We start from the raw sequence: 21139 nt of genomic DNA on the forward strand, positions 1-21139 counted from the left end.
CGCTGATCACTCAGCGGCCTTGTTTAATCGGTTTTTACTGCGCACCTTGCTTGTCGATCAGCGCAGCCAGAGCTTCGTACTCTTCTGGCAGCAGATCGGTCAGCGGGGCACGCACGGGACCTGCGTCATAACCGGCAATTTTTGCCCCGGCCTTGACGATGCTCACTGCGTAGCCAGACTTGCGGTTGCGGATGTCCAGGTATGGCAGGAAGAAGTCGTCGATGATCTTGCCGACGGTGGCGTGATCTTCGCGGGCAATGGCGTGGTAGAAATCCATCGCGGTTTTCGGGATGAAATTGAACACCGCCGAGGAGTAGACCGGCACGCCCAGGGCCTTGTAAGCCGCGGCGTAGACTTCGGCCGTCGGCAAACCACCCAGGTAGCTGAAGCGATCACCGAGGCGGCGACGGATAGACACCATCAACTCGATATCACCCAGGCCGTCTTTGTAACCGATCAGGTTCGGGCAGCGCTCGGCCAGACGTTCCAGCAAAGGAGCAGTCAGCCGGCAGACGTTACGGTTGTAGACCACCACACCGATTTTTACCGATTTGCACACCGCTTCAACGTGGTCGGCAACACCGTCCTGGCTGGCTTCGGTCAGGTAGTGCGGCAGCAACAACAGCCCCTTGGCACCCAGGCGCTCGGCTTCCTGAGCGTATTCGATGGCCTGACGGGTCGAACCGCCAACACCAGCCAGAATCGGCACGCTGGTTTCGCAGGTGTCGACAGCGGTCTTGATGATTTCCGAGTATTCGCTGGCCGCCAGGGAGAAGAACTCACCGGTGCCGCCCGCGGCGAACAACGCCGAGGCGCCGTATGGGGCCAGCCATTCAAGGCGCTTGATGTACCCGGCGCGATTGAAATCACCCTGGGCATTAAAATCGGTGACCGGGAAAGACAGCAGGCCGGAAGAGAGGATGGACTTCAGTTCTTGTGGATTCATTATTCGAACACCCTGGGTAGCGACGTATTTGTTGTTGAAAAAACTGTTCAGCTCTCGCCGAGTTGTAGGTCATCGTACAACTTAAAATATAATCGTCAACTGCATTTCATCGCTGGGATGGGAATAATTGGGGAAAACGCTGGGAGGATGGGGTCTGGAGAGCTACGGCATGGAGGCAGGTTGTCGGAAGAGTTGGAGACACATGCCGGTGTGGTGTGGCTGCTGGCCTGCTCGCGATTGCAATCTGCCAGTCGCATCAATGCTGAATGGGCCGCCGCCATCGCGGGCAAGCCCGGCTCCCACAGGGATCAGCGGCGGTTACAAAGCTAGATTTCACCTCGGACACAGTGGGAGCGGGCTTGATCGCGAAAGCGGTCTTCCTGTCACATCGATATTGGCTGTGCCGCAGTCATCGCGGGCAAGCCCGGCTCCCACAGGTGCCCACAAGGCTTACCCCCGCTGCGCCTCAGCCTCTTCATGAGCATGGCGCAGCCGTTCGCGGCTGTTGGTCAGGTGCAGGCGCATGGCCGCGCGTGCCGCGTCGGAATCCTGGCGGGCGATGGCGTCGTAGATTTCTTCGTGCTCCCGGCTCAGGCGACTCATGTAATGCTGCTGGTCGTCATGGGCCAGGCGCGCCGAGTTGAGGCGGGTGCGCGGGATGATGCTGGTGCCCAGGTGGGTCATGATGTCGGTGAAGTAGCGGTTACCGGTCGACAGCGCGATCTGCAGGTGAAACTGGAAATCCGAGCCCACGGCGTCACTGGCGTGGGCGGCGCTTTCATTCAGGGCATCCAGCGCGGCCCGCATCAGGGCCAACTGCTCGGCGCTGCGGCGTTGCGCGGCGAGGCCGGCGGATTCCACTTCCAGGCTGATGCGCAATTCCAGGATTGCCAGCACATCGCGCAAGGTCACCACGGTGGCCGGATCGATGCGAAAACCGCTTGGGCTTGGGGTATCGAGCACGAAGGTGCCGATGCCGTGACGTGTTTCCACCTGCCCGGCCGCCTGCAAGCGTGAAATCGCTTCGCGCACCACAGTGCGGCTGACACCATGGGCATCCATGATCGCCGACTCGGTCGGCAACTTGTCGCCGCGCTTGAGATGGCCGTCGCGGATCTGCTCGGACAGCACCGTCACCAGTTCCTGTGCGAGGCTGCGGCGCTTGCGAGGGAGGCGTGGTGCGGCGATCGGGTTTTCCATGGTGAACATCGGTCTCAAAAAATTCGGCTGAAAGAGCATCATAGCTCAACGCAGTTGTACGATCACCTCTACCCCCGTAGGAGCTGCCGCAGGCTGCGATCTTTTGATCTTCATCAACAACAAGATAAAAAGATCGCAGCCTTCGGCAGCTCCTACGGGGGTGGGGGTATTCAGGCGGTCACTGCCTGATCCACCAGATGCCCATTATCGATTCGCACATGCCTTGGGTGGAAGCGTTTCAGGCTACTGCGGTGCCCGACGCTGACAATGCTCAGGCCCGGAATCTCGTCGATCAGCGCTTGATACAGCGACGCTTCATCCTCTTCATCCATCGCCGAAGTCGCCTCGTCCATGTACAGCCACTGCGGCGCAAAGAGCAACGCACGGGCAAATGCCAGGCGCTGCTGCTCACCCGGGGACAGCATGCGCTGCCAGTGATTGGCTTCATCCAGGCGCGAACGCAGATGCGGCAAACGGCAGAGTTCCAGTACTTGGGCATAGCGCTCGTCGGTATAGACATCGCCGGACTGTGGATAACTTAGTGCTTCACGCAGGGTACCGATCGGCAGATAGGGTTTTTGCGGCAGGAACAGATACCGCGCTGCTGGCAGGCGAATACTGCCATGGCCTGCCGGCCACAGATGCCCCATCGCCCGCAGCAGCGTCGACTTGCCACTGCCGGAGCGACCGCTGACCATCACGCGCTCGCCCTCCTCCACGGTCATGTCGGCATTGGTCAGCAGGTGCCGACCATCCGCCAGATCGAGGCCCAGGTTATGCACCTGCAACACCGAGCCCGTGTTCTGTACGTCAATCGCCGGCGCACGCTGCTCGTTTTCGCTCATGGCCTGGCGGAAACTCAGCAGACGGTCACAGGTGGCGCGCCATTCGGCCAGGTCCTGGTACGCACTGATGAACCAGCTGAAGTTTTCCTGGACGTTGCCGAATGCCGAGTTGATCTGCATCAGCTCACCGAGCTCGATCTTGCCGGTGAAGTAGCGCGGCGCAGCAACGATGAAGGGGAAGATGATCGCGATCTGGCTGTAGCCTGAGGTGAAGAATGTCAGGCGCTTGGAGACGCGCATGATGTCCCAGAAGTTATGCCAGACCAACCCGAAGCGGCTGCTCAGGCGCCGGTTTTCATTCGGCTCGCCGTTGTACAGCGCAATGCTCTCGGCATTTTCGCGAACCCGCACCATGGAGAAACGCAGGTCAGCTTCGAAGCGTTGTTGATTGTTGGTGAGGCCGATCAGGCGGCGACCGATCAAGTGCGTGAGCCAGCTGCCCACGGCGGCGTAAACCAGGGCGCACCAGAACATGTAGCCAGGAATGGTGAACCCGAACACCTCGATGCTGCCCGACACGCCCCACAGAATGATCGAGAACGACACCAGGCTGACGACGTTGCGGATCAATCCAAGGCCAAGCCCCAGAGTGTTGGCGGTGAATTTGTTGAGGTCTTCGGAAATCCGCTGGTCCGGGTTATCGGTATAGCCACCCTGCTCCAGCTGGTAGTAATTCTTGTGGCTGAGCCAACGGGTGAAGTGCTGCTCGGTGAGCCAGGCTCGCCAGCGGATGGTCAGCATCTGCGTCAGGTACAGCCGATACACCGCACCAAGGATCGCCACGGCGGCGATGCCACAGAAATACAGGATCAACTGCCAGAAAGCAGCCTCGTCCTTTTTCTGCAGGGCGTTATAGAAGTCCTTGTACCAACTGTTGATCCACACCGAGATGGCCACGCTGAACAGCGACAGCGCGATCACGGCGATCAGCAGGGTCCAGGCCTTGCCCTTCTCTTCACTGCGCCAATAGGGCGTGATCATCGCCCAGACCTTGCGAAAAAACTGGCCGCGCACAGCATCATTGACCGCAGAATATTCAGCGTTCTGATTCATGGAAAAGGCTCATTGGAAAAAAGAACAACACACGAACCGATCATAGATGATCAGTTCGTGTTGTAACGCGGTGGGACAACAATTGTTCAGCACCGGTTCAGCGGCGGACCGGACGCTTCTGCAATTTGCGCTGCAGGGTGCGACGGTGCATGCCCAGGGCGCGGGCAGTGGCGGAGATGTTGCCTTCGTGTTCGGTGAGCACGCGCTGAATGTGTTCCCACTGCAAGCGATCCACCGACATCGGGTTTTCCGGCACCAGGGTGTCGAGGTCGGCGTGTTCGGACAGCAAGGCCGCCAGGACGTCATCGGCATCGGCCGGCTTGCACAGGTAATTACAGGCGCCGCGCTTGATTGCCTCCACCGCCGTGGCGATGCTCGAGTAACCGGTGAGGATCACTACGCGCATTTCCGGGTCCAGTTCCAGCAGCTTGGGCAGCAGCACCAGGCCGGAATCGCCATCCATTTTCAGGTCCAGCGCGGCGTAATCCGGCAAGTCCGCCTGGGCGATGGTCAGGCCTTCTTCGGCGGAACCGGCGGTGCTGACGCGAAAGCCGCGGCGGGCCATGGCACGGGCCATTACGCGGGTGAAAGTTGCGTCGTCGTCTACCAGCAGCAAATGCGGGAGTTCTTCGCCTTCGACTTGGATATCGTCACTCATGTTCGTCTCCTCGGGCGACACGGGGCAGGCGCAGCTCGGTGAGCGTGCCGCCTTCCTCATGACTATAGAGTTTCACTGAGCCGCCGGCGCGTGTCACGCTGGCCTTGCTCAAAAACAGGCCCAGGCCGAAACCTTTGCCCTTGGTGGTAAAAAACGGTTTGCCAATCTGTTCGGCAATGGCCAGCGGCACACCGGCGCCGTGGTCGCGGATGCTGATGGTCAGGTCCTCGGCATTCCAGTCCAGCGTCACCTGCAACCCGTCGGGGCAGGCGTCGGCGGCGTTGTTCAAAAGATTCAGCAGCGCCTGGGTCAGGTCCGGCGGAGGCGCCATGCGCGGCACGCTGCCCTGGCCGAGGCGCTGGAAGCGATAACTGGCTTCCGGGCGCATCAGGTGCCAGCGGTTCAAGGCTTCGTCGAGCCAGTCGGTAACGTCCTGCATCTCCACGGCCAGGCGGCGATTGGCTTCGGCGGCGCGCACCAGTTGCTGCAAAGTATCCTTGCAGGCTTTGACCTGGTCTTGCAGCACCTTCAGATCATCCTGCAGCAGCGGGTCTGGATGGTCCTGCTGCATCTCCTTGAGCAGCACGCTCATGGTCGCCAATGGTGTGCCCAGCTCATGGGCGGCACCGGCAGCCTGGGTCGCGACGGCCAGCAATTGCTGATCACGCAGGCCCTCTTCACGACGGATCGCGCGCAACTCTTCCTGACGCCGCAGCTCCTCGGCCATGCGCGCAGCGAAGAAGGTGATCACCGCAGCGGCCAGGGCGAAGCTCAGCCACATGCCGTAGACCTGCAGGTTTTCCCGGGCGATGGGGAATGTCTGCAGCGGATAGAAACGCGCCAGCAGCAAGGTGTACATAGTCAGCGCGATGCCGGACAGGATTACCGAGAATCGCCACGGCAGGGTCACGGCAGCGATAGTCAGCGGCACCAGGTAATAGGAGACGAAGGGGTTGGTCGAGCCACCGGAGAAATACAGCAAGGCGCTGTGGATAAACAGGTCGCAGGCCAGTTGCACGGCGTATTCAAGCTCGGTGACCGGCCAGGAGGTGCGCAGGCGAATCGCCGTGAAGGCGCACAGCAGCATCGAGCAGCCAAGGGTGACGGCCAGTTGAAACCAGGGCAGCGGCAGCAAGTCGAGCCAGTAGGCCAGGCCCACGGAGCCAGCCTGGGCGGCGAGGACCAAAGTGCGGATGAACGTCAGCCGCCAGAGATTCTGGCGAGTCGCGGAAGTGATTTGAACGGGGGCGAGCATGAGCTCTCCTGATGAGTGCTCCAGGCGGATCGCCGGGAGTATAACCAAGCGCGGGGGCTGGCAGGCAAAAGTGCGGCAAACGGCCACATGGCCGGGAGTGACGCGGCGTCTTGTCGACCGCCATCGCGGGCAAGCCTTGCTCCCACAGTTTTGTTTAGTGCCCAGGTCGCTTGCACACTCCCGACCTGTGGGAGCAAGGCTTGCCCGCGATTGGTCGCGCAGCGGCCACCGACATCCCACCTGTATAGAAGTTGTAACTGTGCGAACCGGATCAATGAAGCTAGAGTCTGATGGTTTCACGCAGGCTCGGACCTTAACCCCTGCGCACCGCCCAAGGAGTTTTCATGCACACTTTCCGCCGCAGCGCCGCCCTTCTTGCTCTTAGCGTTGGCGCCGTCGCCAGCCTCCCGGCCCTGGCCGCCGAAGAGCTGCATTACAACCAGATTTCCCTGCGCGCCGAAGTCAGCCAGGAAGTCGCCCGCGACCTGATGATCGTCACCCTCTACACCGAAGACCAAAACACCGACCCGGCCAAACTCGCCGCCGATGTCAGCACCACCATGAACAAGGCGCTGGGCCAGGCCAAACAGGTCAAGGACATCACCCTGCGCCAAGGCAGCCGCAACAGCTATCCGATCTACGACACCAAGGGCCAGAAAATCACCGGCTGGCGTGAACGTGCCGAGCTGCGCTTGGAAAGCTCCGATTTCGCCGCCCTGTCGAAACTGACCGGCGAATTGCTCACCGACCTGAAAATGGGCGGCATGGACTTCGCCATCGCCACGCCGACCCGCAAGGCCAGTGAAGATGCTTTACTGAAAGACGCCGTCAGCGCCTTCAAGGCCCGCGCCCAGCTGGCGACCGATGCACTGGGCGGCAAGGGCTACAAGATCGTCAACCTGAACCTCAACAGTAACGGTTATCCACAGCCGTACATGCGCGGGCCGATGATGATGAAAGCCGCCAGCATGGACGCCGCCCCGGTGACCCCGGAAGTTGAAGCCGGCACCAGCCAGGTCAGCATGACGGCGGATGGGTCGATTGAAGTGTTGATGCCTTGATTGGTGGTAGGAGCTGCCGCAGGCGGCGATCTTTTGATATTGAAAGAACAAATCAAAAGATCGCAGCCTCCGGCAGCTCCTACAGAGGCCCACACGTGCGGATCAGGTGGTATGTATAAGTAACACCCCGCGTCAACCGGGTGCGCAATGCACTCCGATTGCCCCCTGTCGGTGCGCCGGTTGCACCGAAAAAAACCTGCGCAAACGGTCAAATGCGCGGGAATTTATACATATGCGACATTAAGGTACGTTCGTGCCACAGTTTAATGCTTGTAGCCACCCTGCATCTTGCAATGGGTATGGCCCCTGCATAAGTATCCGCAGGCACGACTCACGAGGTCGTCCTCTAATTCCAAAAATGACAACAAATCATGAGGCCACCATGCTCAAACACGCGGTCATTCCGTTTTTAGTCGGCGCCAGCCTGTTAGCTGCCGCACCTTTCGCCCAAGCGGCGACTAACCTGGTGTTTTGCTCCGAAGGGAGCCCGGCCGGTTTTGATCCTGGTCAGTACACCACCGGAACCGACTTCGACGCCTCTGCAGAAACCATGTTCAACCGCCTGACCCAGTTCGAGCGCGGCGGCACCGCCGTGATTCCTGGCCTGGCGACCAGCTGGGACATCGCTGATGATGGCCTGACGTACACCTTCCACCTGCGTGAAGGCGTCAAGTTCCACACCACTCCGTACTTCAAGCCAACTCGCGAGTTCAACGCCGACGACGTGCTGTTCACTTTTAATCGCATGATTAATAAGGACGACCCGTTCCGCAAAGCGTACCCGACTGAATTCCCGTACTTCACCGACATGGGGATGGATACCAACATCACCAAGATCGATAAAGTCGACGACCACACCGTCAAGTTCACCTTGAAGGAAGTTGATGCCGCGTTCATCCAGAACATGGCCATGAGCTTCGCCTCGCTGCAATCCGCCGAGTACGCTGCCCAGCTGCTCAAGGATGGCAAGGCTGCAGATATCAACCAGAAGCCGGTCGGCACGGGTCCGTTCGTCTTCAAGAGTTACCAGAAAGATTCAAACATCCGCTACACCGGGAACAAGGACTACTGGAAGCCGGATGACGTCAAGATCGACAACCTGATCTTCGCCATCACCACCGACCCGTCGGTACGCATCCAGAAGCTGAAGAAAAACGAGTGCCAGGTCACCCTGTTCCCGCGTCCGGCCGACCTCAAGGCGCTGCAGGCCGACAAGGCCCTGAAAGTACCTGACCAGGCTGGATTCAACCTGGGTTACATCGCCTACAACGTGATGGACAAGGTCAAGGGCAGCAATGAGCCGAACCCGTTGGCCCAACTGAAAGTGCGTCAGGCACTGGATATGGCGGTCAACAAGCAACAGATCATCGACTCGGTTTATCAGGGTGCAGGTCAAATGGCGGTAAACGCCATGCCGCCGACCCAGTGGTCTTACGACACCACTATCAAGGATGCCAAGTACGACCCTGCCAAAGCCAAGGAACTGCTCAAGGAAGCTGGCGTCAAGGAAGGCACCGAAATCGTTCTGTGGGCGATGCCGGTTCAGCGTCCGTACAACCCGAACGCCAAGCTGATGGCTGAGATGCTGCAATCCGACTGGAAGCAGATCGGTCTCAACGTCAAGATCGTCAGCTACGAGTGGGGCGAGTACATCAAGCGTTCCAAAGGCGGCGAGAACCAGGCAATGCTGATTGGCTGGAGCGGTGACAATGGTGATCCGGACAACTGGCTGAACGTGCTGTTCGGCTGCGACTCGCTGGAAGGCAACAACTTCTCCAAATGGTGCGACAAACAGTTTGACGGCATCGTCAAGGAAGCCAAGCGCACGACCGACCAGGGCAAGCGCACCGAACTGTACAAACAGGCACAACACGTCCTCAAGGATGCAGTGCCGATGACACCTATCGCTCACTCGACGGTGTTCCAACCCATGCGCAACAACGTGCAGGACTTCAAGATCAGCCCGTTCGGCCTGAACTCGTTCTACGGCGTTAGCGTCAGCAAATAAGGTTCGACAACGGCGACGTCCTTGACGTCGCCGTTGTTGTTTCTACCTAGCTTGTAGGAAAGCACCTACATCCAAGTCCGACAATGGCTACAGCGTCGGGGTAGGACGTGTCGACTTTTCCCACGAGCAAATGGGAATCTACGCATTTACTGCCGACCCGTTGGCTCATACCTTCAGAGTCCGGCCAGTTCATGCGTGGACTCTCGGTTTTGCTGCACACAAATGGATTGGACTCGACACACCTCTACGTCCCCGGACGGGACCGCGGTTTGTTGAAAATACTTAGAGATCAGAGGGAGCGTCATGCGCCATACCTTGGTTTTATCCGCATTGCTGGGCACTGGCCTGCTGGCCGCCACTTCCATCAGCCAGGCCGCCACTGACAGCCTGGTGTTCTGCTCCGAAGGCAGCCCCGCTGGCTTCGACACTGCGCAGTACACCACCGCGACCGACAACGACGCCGCCGAACCGTTGTACAACCGTCTGGCCGAGTTCGAAAAAGGCGCCACCAATGTCGTACCGGGCCTGGCCAACAGCTGGGATATCTCCGAAGACGGCCTGAAATACACCTTCCACCTGCGCGAAGGCGTGAAATTTCATACCACCAAGTATTTCACCCCGAGCCGTGATTTCAACGCTGACGACGTGCTGTTCACCTTCAACCGCATGCTCGATCCGCAGCAACCGTTCCGTAAGGCCTACCCAACCGAATTCCCGTATTTCAACGGGATGAGCCTGAACAAGAACATCGCCAAGGTCGAGAAGACCGGGCCGCTGACCGTGGTCATGACGCTCAACAGCGTCGACGCCGCGTTCATCCAGAACATCGCCATGAGCTTCGCCTCCATCCTGTCCGCCGAATACGCCGACAAGCTGCTGGCCGATGGCAAACCGAGCGACATCAACCAGAAGCCAATCGGCACCGGGCCGTTTGTCTTCAAGAGTTATCAGAAAGATTCGAACATCCGCTACACCGGCAACAAGCAGTACTGGGACCCGAGCCGGGTCAAGCTCGACAACCTGATTTTCGCCATCAACACCGACGCGTCGGTGCGGGTGCAGAAGCTGAAAGCCAACGAGTGCCAGATCACCCTGCATCCCCGCCCTGCCGACGTCATCGCCCTGAAGAACGATCCGAAACTCAAGCTCATCGAAAAGCCTGGTTTCAACCTCGGCTACATCGCCTACAACGTGCGGCACAAGCCGTTCGATCAGCTTGAAGTGCGCCAGGCGCTGGACATGGCGGTGAACAAGCAAGGCATTCTCAATGCTGTGTACCAGGGCGCCGGCCAACTGGCGGTCAACGCCATGCCGCCGACCCAATGGTCCTACGACGAGACCATCAAGGACGCCGCCTACAACCCGGAAAAAGCCAAGGAATTGCTCAAGGCTGCCGGCGTCAAGGAAGGCACCGAAATTACCCTGTGGGCCATGCCGGTCCAGCGCCCGTACAACCCCAACGCCAAGCTGATGGCCGAGATGCTCCAGGCAGACTGGGCGAAAATTGGCCTCAAGGTGAAGATCGTCAGCTACGAATGGGGCGAGTACATCAAGCGCACCAAGAACGGCGAGCACGACGTCAGCCTGATCGGCTGGACCGGTGACAACGGGGACCCGGACAACTGGCTCGGCACGCTGTATAGCTGCGACGCCATAGGCGGCAACAACTACTCCATGTGGTGTGATCCGGCTTACGACAAGCTGATCAAACAGGCCAAGATCGTCACCGATCGCGACCAGCGCACCGTGCTCTACAAACAGGCGCAGCAGTTAATCAAGCAGCAAGTGCCGATCACGCCGGTCGCCCACTCGACGGTTAACCAGCCGTTGAGCGCCAAAATCGAAGGGTTCAAAGTCAGCCCGTTCGGTCGCACCGTGTTCTCGGGTGTCAGCCTGGAAAAATAACCGATTAGTCGAAAAACGCAGGGGGCGGTTTCCGCCCTCACGCATGCGTATTGCTCTTGTTCGTCGATCAGGCGTAATGCAAACGTTTGCCAAGCGTGGAATGAGTTCTAAACCAAATAGCCGGACCACAAAAACAAGGCCGGTATAAAAAGAAGAAACCAAGGAGCTTCACCCATGAAACTGAGCAGCACCGCGTTACTGGCCCTGGCCATCAGCAGCATCACCGCCACGGCTTACGCCGAGACTCAGAGCCAGGAATTCACCCCGGTTACGGTCAACACCAAGAGCGCTCAAGCCGAAGCCACCGGCTTTGTCGAAGGCCAGTCCATCAGCGGCACTACCCGTAACTGGTACGCCAACGAGCAGCTCAAACGTGGTGGCAAGTTCGCCTACAAGAAAGACGGCGTTTCGACCCCGACTGATCGTCGTATCAACTGGGTCCAGGGCACCATCATCAAGTACAACTCCGGTTTCACTGAAGGCACCGTCGGTTTCAGCACCGAAGTGGCTGCCTACAACGCCATCGCGCTGGAGCGTGATCGCGAGAACCTGGCGTCCAACAACGGCGGCGCCCCGGGCACTCGTCCTGGCGCAGGCAACAACCGTACCCTGACCAAGGAAGGTGGCGACGCCCAAGGCCAGTGGAGCAAGCTGGGCCTGGCCAACGTCAAGGCCCGTGTCTCCAACACCACCCTGACCGCCGGCCGCATGAACTTCAGCAGCCCGCAGGTCGACGTTATCGGTAACCGTGCACTGCCTTCGAGCTTCGAAGGGATCGCGATCCACAGCGAAGAACTGAACAACCTGTCCTTCGACCTGGCCACCTTCGATCGCAACTCTCCACGTACCGAAGAAAGCCTGAGCAAGTTCCGCTCCGAATACGGCGACTCCAGCGCCGAAGCCGATCACGTCAACACCGCCGGTATCACCTACCAGCCGTTCGCCAGCCTGACTACCAGCCTCTGGGGCACTCAGGCCGAAGACCTGTGGAACCAGTACTACTTCGGCGCCAGCCATGTGCTGGGCGACAGCTCGGTACTGAGCCTGACCACCGGCCTGAACTACTACAAGACCGTCGACGAAGGCAAAAAGCTGCTGGGCGAAATCGACAACGACACCTACTCGCTGTCGCTCGGCCTGACCCACCAGGCCCACAGCCTGACCTTCTCCTACCAGGAAGTGAACGGTAACGAGTACTTCGATTACCTGCACGAAACCAACGGCATCTACCTGGCCAACTCCCTGCTGTCGGACTTCAACGGCCCGAACGAGAAATCCTTTCAGATCGCCTACGGCCTGAACATGGCTGAATACGGCGTGCCTGGCCTGAAGTTCAATATCTACCAGGCTCGCGGCTGGGGCATCGATGGCACTCACTACAAGGGTGGCGGCTACGACGGCGTACAGTCGATGGACGGCGAACACCATTACGAATACGGCATCGGTGCTGCCTACGCAGTACAGAGCGGCCCGCTCAAGGCCACCGCCATTCGCGCGACCTACACCGCACACCGCGCCAGCGAAAACCAGGCTGATGGCAGCATCAACGAGTTCCGTCTCGTGACCACCATCCCGTTCAACATTCTGTAATGCACCTGCCCAACGGCTGATTCAGTGATGAATCGGCCGTTCGGCTTTTGTCTTTCAACCGATTGCAGAGGGTTCTTGATGAAAATGCTTCCCCTACGTGCGGCCATTGCGGCCGCGTTGCTGAGTGTCGCAGTTGGCGCCTCGGCCAAGCCCCTGGTGGTTTGTACCGAAAACAGTCCAGAAGGCTTCGACACAGCCCTGTATACGACTGCAGTCACAGCTGACGCCGCAGCCGAGACCCTCTTCAATCGTCTGGCAGACTTCAAGCCTGGCACCACCGAAGTGATTCCGGCCCTGGCCGAATCCTGGGACATCAGCGAAGACGGCCTGAGCTACACGTTCCACCTGCGCAAAGGCGTCAAGTTTCACACCACCGAATATTTCAAGCCGACCCGCGACATGAATGCCGACGACGTGCTTTGGAGCTTCCAGCGCCAGCTGGACCCGAATCACCCATGGCATAAACAGTCGAGCGTGGGCTTCCCGTACTTTGAAAGCATGGGCTTCAAGGAACTGCTCAAAAACGTCGAGAAGCTCGACGACAACACCGTCAAGTTCACCCTGACCCGTCGCGAAGCGCCGTTCCTGGCCGACATCGCCATGGCGTTCGCCTCGATCTACTCCGCCGAATACGCCGATCAGTTGCTCAAGGCCAACAAGCTGGGCGACCTCAACAACAAGCCGGTCGGCACCGGTCCGTTCGTGTTCCAGCGCTACAACAAGGACGCCCAAGTCCGCTTCAAGGCCAACCCGGACTACTTCCGCGGCAAGCCACCGGCTGACGCGCTGATCCTGGCCATCGCCACCGACAACAACGTGCGCCTGCAGAAGCTCAAGGCCAACGAGTGCCAGATCGCGCTGTATCCGAAACCCGACGACATCCCGAGCATCAAGAAAGACCCCAACCTCAAGGTTGATGAGCTCAACGCGATGACCGTTTCGTACATCGCCATGAACACTTCGCACAAATACATGAGCGATGTGCGAGTACGCAAAGCCATCGACATCGCCTTCGACAAGGAAGCGGCGGTCAACGCGCTGTTTGGCAAGGGCAATGCTACCGTGGCGGTCAACCCGTACCCGGACACCCTGCTGGGCTACAACCACAAGTTGACCAACCCGCCCCGCGACCTCGACAAGGCACGCGCCCTGCTCAAGGAAGCCGGCGTGCCGCAAGGCACCGTGTTTACCCTGTTTACCCGTAACGGCGGCGGCGCGACCAACCCCAATCCGATGCTTGCTGCGCAAATGATGCAGGCCGATCTAGCCAAGATCGGTCTCACGATCGACATCCGCGTCATGGAGTGGGGCGAAATGCTCAAGCGCGCCAAAAACGGCGAGCACGACATGGTGGCGGCCGGATGGGCGGGCGATAACGGCGACCCGGATAACTTCCTGACGCCTATGCTCAGTTGCGAGGCGGCCAAAAACGGCGAAAACTACACGCGCTGGTGCAACGAGAAGTTTCAGGCCCTGCTCGACGAAGCACGGGCCAAAGTGAACCCTGATGAACGTGCGGCGCTCTATGAGCAGGCACAGGAGATCTTCAACCAGGATCAACCCTGGATCGCCCTGGCCCACACCCGCATGTTCACGGCAATGCGCAAGAACGTAGAGGGCTATCACATCAGCCCTCTCACCACGAATAACTTCGCCACTACCCAGGTGAAGTAGATAAGAAAACTCCCGGTGTCCCTGACTCCAGGGACACCAGGCACGCCTAACCGGCTGATGAGGTACACCACAAGATGTTTAGTTTTATTGCCCGCCGATTGGGGTTACTGATCCCCACGTTCTTCGGCATCACCTTGCTGACTTTCGCGTTGATTCGCATGATCCCTGGCGATCCCGTGGAAGTCATGATGGGCGAACGCAGAGTCGACCCGGAAATGCATGCTCAGGCAATGGAACGCCTAGGTCTGAACAAACCCCTGTATGCCCAGTACCTGGATTACATTGGCAAACTGGCCCACGGCGATCTCGGCGAATCCCTGCGAACCCGTGAAAGCGTCTGGAGTGAGTTCACTTCGCTATTCCCCGCGACCCTGGAACTGTCCATGGCCGCACTGTTGTTCGCCGGTATCCTGGGCCTGTTGGCCGGGGTGATCGCGGCACTCAAGCGAGGATCCCTGTTCGACCATGGGGTGATGGGCATCTCCCTGGCGGGATATTCGATGCCGATCTTCTGGTGGGGCCTGATCCTGATCATGTTCTTCTCGGTGTCCCTGGGCTGGACCCCGGTGTCCGGGCGGATCGACCTGCTCTATGACATCGAGCCGCGTACCGGCTTCATGCTGATCGATACGCTGCTGGCCGATGACTTTGGCGCGTTCCTCGATGCGCTGCACCACCTGATCCTGCCGGCCATCGTGCTGGGCACCATCCCGCTGGCGGTAATCGCGCGGATGACCCGCTCCTCGATGCTCGAAGTATTGCGTGAAGACTACATCCGCACCGCCCGCGCCAAAGGCCTGTCGCCGTCGCGCGTGGTATTCGTGCATGGCCTGCGCAACGCGCTGATTCCGGTACTGACCGTAGTCGGGTTGCAAGTCGGGACGTTGCTGGCCGGTGCTGTCCTGACCGAAACCATCTTCTCCTGGCCCGGCATCGGCAAATGGCTGATCGAAGCCATTGGCGCACGGGACTATCCCGTGGTGCAGAACGGCATCCTGTTAATCGCCTGCCTGGTGATTCTGGTCAACTTCGTAGTGGACATCCTCTACGGCTTTGCCAACCCACGCATCCGTCACCAGCGCTGAGATCATGACCATGACCACCCCAGCTTCAACTCAAAATCAAGCGGTAACAGTCGATCAAAGCCTGCTGTACCCGTCCCCGTACAAAGAATTCTGGCAAGCCTTCTCCAAGAACAAAGGCGCGGTTGCCGGCCTGATGTTCATGATCCTGATCGTGTTCTGCGCGATCTTCGCCCCCTGGGTCGCACCGCATAACCCGAGCGAGCAATATCGCGACTTCCTGCTGACGCCGCCGTCCTGGCTGGAAGGTGGACAGATCCAGTTCCTGCTCGGCACCGATGAGTTGGGTCGCGACCTGCTGTCGCGCCTGATCCAGGGTTCGCGCCTGTCGCTGCTGATCGGCTTGTCGTCGGTGGTGATGTCGCTGATTCCCGGCATCCTGCTGGGCCTGTTCGCCGGGTTCTACCCGCGTATTTTAGGCCCTACCATCATGCGTCTCATGGACATCATGCTGGCCCTGCCATCCTTGCTGCTGGCCGTGGCGATTGTCGCCATCCTCGGCCCTGGCCTGATCAACACCATCATTGCCATCGCCGTGGTTTCGTTGCCGTCTTATGTTCGTCTGACCCGCGCTGCGGTGATGGGCGAACTGAACCGCGACTACGTAACTGCCGCGCGCCTGGCCGGTGCCGGTCTGCCACGCCTGATGTTCGTCACCGTGCTACCCAACTGCATGGCGCCGCTGATCGTTCAAGCCACCCTGAGTTTCTCCTCGGCGATTCTCGATGCGGCGGCGCTGGGCTTCCTCGGTCTTGGCGTACAACCGCCAACCCCTGAGTGGGGCACCATGCTGGCTTCGGCTCGCGACTACATCGAACGCGCCTGGTGGGTGGTAAGTCTGCCTGGTTTGACCATTTTGCTCAGCGTGCTGGCAATCAACTTGATGGGTGACGGCCTGCGCGACGCGCTGGACCCGAAACTCAAGAACGCCGCCTGAGGAGATTCAAATGTCACTGTTAGAAATCAAGAATCTCAACGTTCGATTTGGCGACAAGACCGCCGTGCCGGTAGTCGACGGCCTCGACATTTCCGTGGACAAGGGCGAAGTCCTGGCCATCGTTGGCGAGTCGGGTTCCGGCAAGTCCGTGACCATGATGGCGCTGATGGGCCTGATCGAGCACCCGGGCATCGTCACCGCCGATGCGCTGAATTTCGATGGCAAGAACATGCTCAAGCTCAGCAATCGTCAGCGTCGGCAAATCGTCGGCAAAGACCTGGCCATGGTGTTCCAGGACCCGATGACCGCGCTGAACCCGAGCTACACCGTCGGCTTCCAGATCGAGGAAGTGCTGCGCCTGCACCTGAAAATGTCCGGCAAGCAAGCGCGCAAACGCGCTATCGAGTTGCTGGAAAAAGTTGAAATCCCGGGCGCGGCCAGTCGTATGGACGCCTACCCGCATCAACTGTCCGGCGGCATGAGCCAGCGCGTCGCGATCGCCATGGCGATTGCCGGCGAGCCGAAACTGCTGATCGCCGATGAACCGACTACGGCCCTCGACGTAACGATCCAGGCACAGATCATGGACCTGCTGCTGGCGTTGCAGAAAGAGCAGAACATGGGCCTGGTATTGATTACCCACGACCTTGCAGTCGTGGCCGAAACCGCCCAACGTGTGTGCGTGATGTACGCCGGCCAGGCGGTTGAAGTCGGTCATGTACCGCAGTTGTTCGATATCCCCGCGCACCCCTACAGCGAAGCACTGCTCAAGGCGATTCCGGAACACAGCCTGGGCGCTTCACGCCTGTCGACCCTGCCGGGCATCGTGCCGGGTCGTTATGACCGTCCGCAAGGTTGCCTGTTGTCGCCGCGCTGCCCGTATGTGCAAGAGAATTGCCGCACCCAGCGTCCGGCCCTTGACCCGAAAAGCAACAGCCTCGCCCGCTGCTTCTACCCGCTGAATCAGGAGGTGGCGTAATGGCCGTCGTACTTACCGCCCGCGACCTGACCCGTCACTACGAAGTGTCCCGCGGCATGTTCAAGGGGCACGCGACTGTGCGCGCCTTGAACGGTGTGTCGTTCGAACTGGAAGCTGGCAAGACCCTCGCCGTAGTAGGCGAATCGGGCTGCGGCAAATCCACCCTGGCCCGTGCCCTGACGCTGATCGAGGAGCCGTCTTCCGGCTCCTTGAAAATTGCCGGGCAGGAAGTCGCCGGTGCCGACAAGGCCCAGCGCAAGCAACTGCGCAAAGACGTGCAGATGGTATTCCAGAGCCCGTATGCGTCATTGAACCCGCGGCAGAAAGTCGGTGACCAGCTCGGCGAACCGCTGCTGATCAACACCAACCTGAGCGCGGCCGAACGTCGCGAGAAGGTCCAGGCGATGATGAAGCAGGTGGGTTTGCGCCCTGAGCATTACCAGCGCTACCCGCACATGTTCTCCGGCGGTCAACGCCAGCGGATCGCCCTCGCCCGCGCCATGATGCTGCAACCGAAGGTGCTGGTGGCGGATGAGCCGACTTCGGCGCTGGACGTATCGATCCAGGCGCAGGTGCTGAACCTGTTCATGGACCTGCAGCAGCAGTTCAACACCGCCTACGTGTTCATCTCGCACAACCTCGCGGTGGTGCAACACGTTGCCGATGACGTGATGGTGATGTACCTCGGCCGCCCGGTGGAAATCGGCCCGAAGAACGACATCTACGCGCGCCCGCTGCACCCCTACACCCAGGCGCTGCTGTCGGCCACTCCGACCATTCACCCGGACCCGAACAAGCCGAAGATCAAGATCGTCGGCGAGCTGCCCAACCCGCTGAATCCGCCGTCGGGCTGCGCTTTCCACAAGCGCTGCCCGTATGCGACCGAGCGGTGCAGTACGGAAGAGCCGGCGTTGCGCTTGCTGGATAATCGGCAGGTGGCTTGCCACTACGCCGAGCAATTCCTCGACGGCGCGGCATGACGGCAGTTTGAAATGAAATCCCCTGTAGGAGTGAGCCTGCTCGCGATGGCGGAGTGTCAGTAGTTAAATTACCGACTGACACTCCGCCATCGCGAGCAGGCTCACTCCTACAGGTTATGCGACAGTTTCACTCGCCTCTTCTACTTCGACTGCGCAACAGTCGCGGTGAAGGGGTTTTCTTTTGGCCTAGGTCTGGCTGTCGCCTTCGTCCGGATCATCGGAATCCGGTTCGTCGGTGGTCGAATCATCGTCATCCGCGCTGCCACCCTGGCCCTGGTCGCCGGGCTCCGATTCAGACTTGGCGATCATCAGGCCTGCGTGCGACACCTGTCCGCTTGAAGCCTGTTCACCATGATCCGGGCACTCGGCCCGCGCCGCAGTCATGCCAACGGACAACATCACCAAAACCTTAAGCAACAGCACAATGCGTCGAAAAATGCTCATAGCCGAATCCATCCCTTTTGGGTGAAGCATGAGGTGCCAGAGTGGCGGTAGATGAAATCTAGTTCCGATTGGGTCGGTTCTCCAGATAGGACGCTTATGAAGGAGCAGAATGCCGTGGATGGGCAGACTGGTTTAGCATAATGTTTATGGCGAATCGGTATGAACGCGGCAGCTTGGAAACAAGGGGGGGTCATGGGCCTACTGCAGACACTGCTCGAACTGGAACAACGCCTGTTGGCACAAACTACGAGAATCGATGCGCAAGCGCTTTGCGATTTGATCGCGGACGACTTCGCAGAGTTCGGCGCCAGTGGTGGTGTGTGGTGTAAAGCGGATGTGGTCGAGCAACTGCCGGATCAGCCCTTCGTCCAACGCACCATCCGTGAATTCGCAGTTAAACCGCTTTCGCCAGATACCGCACTGGTGACCTACCGCTGTCATACCGATACCAGCAGCAGCTTGCGCAGCTCGATCTGGCGGCAACGGGATGGGCGGTGGCAGATGGTTTTTCATCAGGGCACGTTTGTGCTCTAGCAACGTCAAGATCAAAAGATCGCAGCCTTCGGCAGCTCCTACAGGAAACCGCGCTCACCTGTAGGAGCTGCCGAAGGCTGCGATCTTTTGATTTTCATCAGGTAAAAAAAACCCCGGTGCTTTCGCGACCGGGGTTTTTTCTTTGCGGCTTGACGCTTAGTGATGCTCACGCGTCGCACGGAATTTCACGTCCGGCCAGCGCTCTTCCATCAAAGCCAGGTTGACCCGGGTCGGGGCCAGGTAGGTCAGGTGACCACCGCCATCGATCGCCAGGTTTTCCACGGCCTTGACCCGGAATTCCTCGAGCTTCTTCTTATCGGCGCAATCAATCCAGCGCGCGGAGTACACGGTGATCGGCTCGTAGGAGCACTCGACCTTGTATTCCTCTTTCAAGCGGCTGGCGACCACATCGAACTGCAGCACGCCGACCGCGCCGAGGATGATGTCGTTGCTGCGCTCGGGGAAGAACACCTGGGTCGCGCCCTCTTCCGCCAGTTGCTGCAAGCCTTGGCGCAGTTGCTTGGATTTCAGCGGATCGCGCAGGCGTACGCGGCGGAACAGCTCCGGGGCGAAGTGCGGGATACCGGTGAAACCGAGGACTTCGCCTTCGGTGAAGGTGTCGCCGATCTGGATGGTGCCGTGGTTGTGCAGGCCGATGATGTCGCCGGCGAAGGCTTCCTCCAGTTGCTCACGTTCGGAGGAGAAGAACGTCAGGGCATCGCCGATGCGCACGTCCTTGCCGGTGCGCACGTGGCGCATCTTCATGCCTTTTTCGTACTTGCCGGAGCAGATACGCATGAAGGCAATGCGGTCGCGGTGTTTCGGGTCCATGTTCGCCTGGATCTTGAATACGAAGCCGGCGAATTTCTCTTCGACCGGCTCCACGGTGCGCTCGTTGGCGACTCGCGCCAGCGGTTTCGGCGCCCAGTTGACCACGGCGTCGAGCACGTGATCGACACCGAAGTTGCCCAGGGCAGTACCGAAGAACACCGGGGTCAGTTGGCCGTCGAGGAATTCCTGTTGGTTGAATTCGTGGCAGGCACCCTGTACCAGCTCCAGCTGATCGACGAAGCGATCGTACTCGTCGCCCAGATGCGCGCGAGCTTCATCGGAGTCGAGCTTCTCGATGATTTTCACATCGGTACGTTCGTGGCCGTGACCAGCGGTGTAAACGATGATGTAGTCGTCAGCCAGGTGATACACACCCTTGAAGTCACGGTAGCAGCCGATCGGCCAGGTGATCGGCGCGGCCTTGATCTTCAGGACCGCTTCGATCTCGTCGAGCAATTCGATCGGGTCGCGGATGTCACGGTCGAGTTTATTGATGAAGCTGACGATCGGCGTGTCACGCAGCCGGCAGACTTCCATCAGGGCGATGGTCCGTGGCTCTACACCCTTACCGCCGTCGAGGACCATCAATGCCGAGTCGACCGCTGTCAGGGTGCGGTAGGTATCTTCGGAGAAGTCTTCGTGGCCCGGGGTGTCGAGCAGGTTGATCATGTGGTCGCGATACGGGAACTGCATGACCGACGTGGTAATGGAAATACCCCGTTGTTTTTCCATTTCCATCCAGTCGGACGTCGCATGGCGGTCGGATTTACGTGATTTCACCGTGCCCGCAATCGCAATCGCCTTGCCCATCAGCAAGAGCTTCTCGGTGATGGTGGTTTTACCGGCATCGGGGTGGGAAATAATGGCGAAAGTGCGGCGTTTCGCGACTTCGGCGGCCTGGTTGGTCATGGGAAATCGCCTGGCAGGTGATTCAAAAAAGGGCGGCGAGTATAGCGCAAATGGACCGTCACGGACCACCATCCGTAGGCTTCACCAAACACCGCATCACCCCGTAGGAGCTGCCGAAGGCTGCGATCTTTTGATCTTGGCGTGTACCAATCATTGAAGATCAATATCAAAAGATCGCAGCCTTCGGCAGCTCCTACGGGTGGCCAAATAGTGTCGAACGTGGGAACCTTTTAAACAGTGGAGGCGTC

At 59.4% G+C, this 21139-nt stretch carries 17 protein-coding genes; 10 read left to right on the forward strand and 7 right to left on the reverse strand.

Features of this window, described 5'->3' with window-relative positions; all coding sequences use genetic code 11:
• Positions 1-34 precede the first annotated feature (34 nt).
• The 5 genes from kdgD to ACYZTK_RS11455 all read right to left on the reverse strand — a co-directional run bounded on the left by kdgD (position 35) and on the right by ACYZTK_RS11455 (position 5957).
• Positions 35-946: a 5-dehydro-4-deoxyglucarate dehydratase gene (gene kdgD, locus ACYZTK_RS11435; protein ID WP_462014534.1), complete on the reverse strand. Its 912-nt coding sequence runs from the start codon at positions 944-946 to the stop codon at positions 35-37.
• 450 nt (positions 947-1396) lie between these two features.
• The gene (locus ACYZTK_RS11440; RefSeq protein WP_462014535.1) at positions 1397-2146 is read right to left on the reverse strand and encodes a FadR/GntR family transcriptional regulator; all 750 of its coding nucleotides are present in this window, start codon (positions 2144-2146) and stop codon (positions 1397-1399) included.
• Positions 2147-2316: 170 nt separating this feature from the next.
• Positions 2317-4044: an ABC transporter ATP-binding protein/permease gene (locus tag ACYZTK_RS11445; RefSeq protein WP_462014536.1), complete on the reverse strand. Its 1728-nt coding sequence runs from the start codon at positions 4042-4044 to the stop codon at positions 2317-2319.
• 97 nt (positions 4045-4141) lie between these two features.
• Positions 4142-4702, reverse strand: coding sequence for a response regulator transcription factor (locus ACYZTK_RS11450; RefSeq protein ID WP_027924503.1), 561 nt, complete (start codon positions 4700-4702; stop codon positions 4142-4144).
• On the reverse strand, positions 4695-5957 hold the full coding sequence (locus tag ACYZTK_RS11455) for an ATP-binding protein (protein ID WP_462014537.1): 1263 nt from the start codon (positions 5955-5957) through the stop codon (positions 4695-4697). Before ACYZTK_RS11455 ends, ACYZTK_RS11450 begins: the two co-directional genes overlap by 8 nt.
• Positions 5958-6301: 344 nt before the next feature.
• On the opposite strand from ACYZTK_RS11455, the gene ACYZTK_RS11460 reads away from it, so the two are divergent.
• The 9 genes from ACYZTK_RS11460 (at position 6302) to ACYZTK_RS11500 (ending at position 18173) form a co-directional block, all read left to right on the forward strand.
• On the forward strand, positions 6302-7018 hold the full coding sequence (locus ACYZTK_RS11460) for an SIMPL domain-containing protein (RefSeq protein WP_462014538.1): 717 nt from the start codon (positions 6302-6304) through the stop codon (positions 7016-7018).
• A 382-nt stretch (positions 7019-7400) separates the two neighbouring features.
• Positions 7401-9026: an ABC transporter substrate-binding protein gene (locus tag ACYZTK_RS11465; protein ID WP_462014539.1), complete on the forward strand. Its 1626-nt coding sequence runs from the start codon at positions 7401-7403 to the stop codon at positions 9024-9026.
• A gap of 303 nt (positions 9027-9329) precedes the next feature.
• A complete protein-coding gene (locus ACYZTK_RS11470; protein ID WP_462014540.1) occupies positions 9330-10931 on the forward strand; it encodes an ABC transporter substrate-binding protein in 1602 nt (533 codons plus the stop codon).
• Positions 10932-11105: 174 nt separating this feature from the next.
• Complete coding sequence (locus ACYZTK_RS11475; protein ID WP_462014541.1) at positions 11106-12521, forward strand: OprD family porin; 1416 nt, start codon at positions 11106-11108, stop codon at positions 12519-12521.
• Positions 12522-12599: 78 nt separating this feature from the next.
• Positions 12600-14195 (forward strand): ABC transporter substrate-binding protein, encoded by a 1596-nt coding sequence (locus ACYZTK_RS11480; RefSeq protein WP_462014542.1) that lies wholly within the window; start codon positions 12600-12602, stop codon positions 14193-14195.
• A 74-nt stretch (positions 14196-14269) separates the two neighbouring features.
• On the forward strand, positions 14270-15280 hold the full coding sequence (locus ACYZTK_RS11485; RefSeq protein WP_462014543.1) for an ABC transporter permease subunit: 1011 nt from the start codon (positions 14270-14272) through the stop codon (positions 15278-15280).
• A gap of 10 nt (positions 15281-15290) precedes the next feature.
• A complete protein-coding gene (locus tag ACYZTK_RS11490) occupies positions 15291-16214 on the forward strand; it encodes an ABC transporter permease subunit (RefSeq protein ID WP_462014544.1) in 924 nt (307 codons plus the stop codon).
• 10 nt (positions 16215-16224) lie between these two features.
• Positions 16225-17193, forward strand: a complete 969-nt coding sequence (locus ACYZTK_RS11495) for an ABC transporter ATP-binding protein (protein WP_462014545.1) — start codon at positions 16225-16227, stop codon at positions 17191-17193.
• Positions 17193-18173 (forward strand): peptide ABC transporter ATP-binding protein, encoded by a 981-nt coding sequence (locus tag ACYZTK_RS11500; RefSeq protein WP_462014546.1) that lies wholly within the window; start codon positions 17193-17195, stop codon positions 18171-18173. The genes ACYZTK_RS11495 and ACYZTK_RS11500 overlap by 1 nt, the downstream gene beginning before the upstream one ends.
• 186 nt (positions 18174-18359) lie before the next feature.
• Here ACYZTK_RS11500 and ACYZTK_RS11505 read toward each other — a convergent pair whose 3' ends face one another.
• On the reverse strand, positions 18360-18617 hold the full coding sequence (locus tag ACYZTK_RS11505; RefSeq protein WP_462014547.1) for a hypothetical protein: 258 nt from the start codon (positions 18615-18617) through the stop codon (positions 18360-18362).
• Between the two features lie 192 nt (positions 18618-18809).
• Between ACYZTK_RS11505 and ACYZTK_RS11510 the strand changes: the two genes are divergently transcribed.
• Positions 18810-19151: a nuclear transport factor 2 family protein gene (locus ACYZTK_RS11510; protein WP_462014548.1), complete on the forward strand. Its 342-nt coding sequence runs from the start codon at positions 18810-18812 to the stop codon at positions 19149-19151.
• A gap of 156 nt (positions 19152-19307) precedes the next feature.
• Here the strand turns inward: ACYZTK_RS11510 and ACYZTK_RS11515 are convergent, their stop codons facing one another.
• Positions 19308-20891 (reverse strand): peptide chain release factor 3, encoded by a 1584-nt coding sequence (locus ACYZTK_RS11515; RefSeq protein WP_462014549.1) that lies wholly within the window; start codon positions 20889-20891, stop codon positions 19308-19310.
• Positions 20892-21139: the final 248 nt, after the last annotated feature.

It is taken from the genome of Pseudomonas sp. LB3P31 (genome assembly GCF_054897945.1).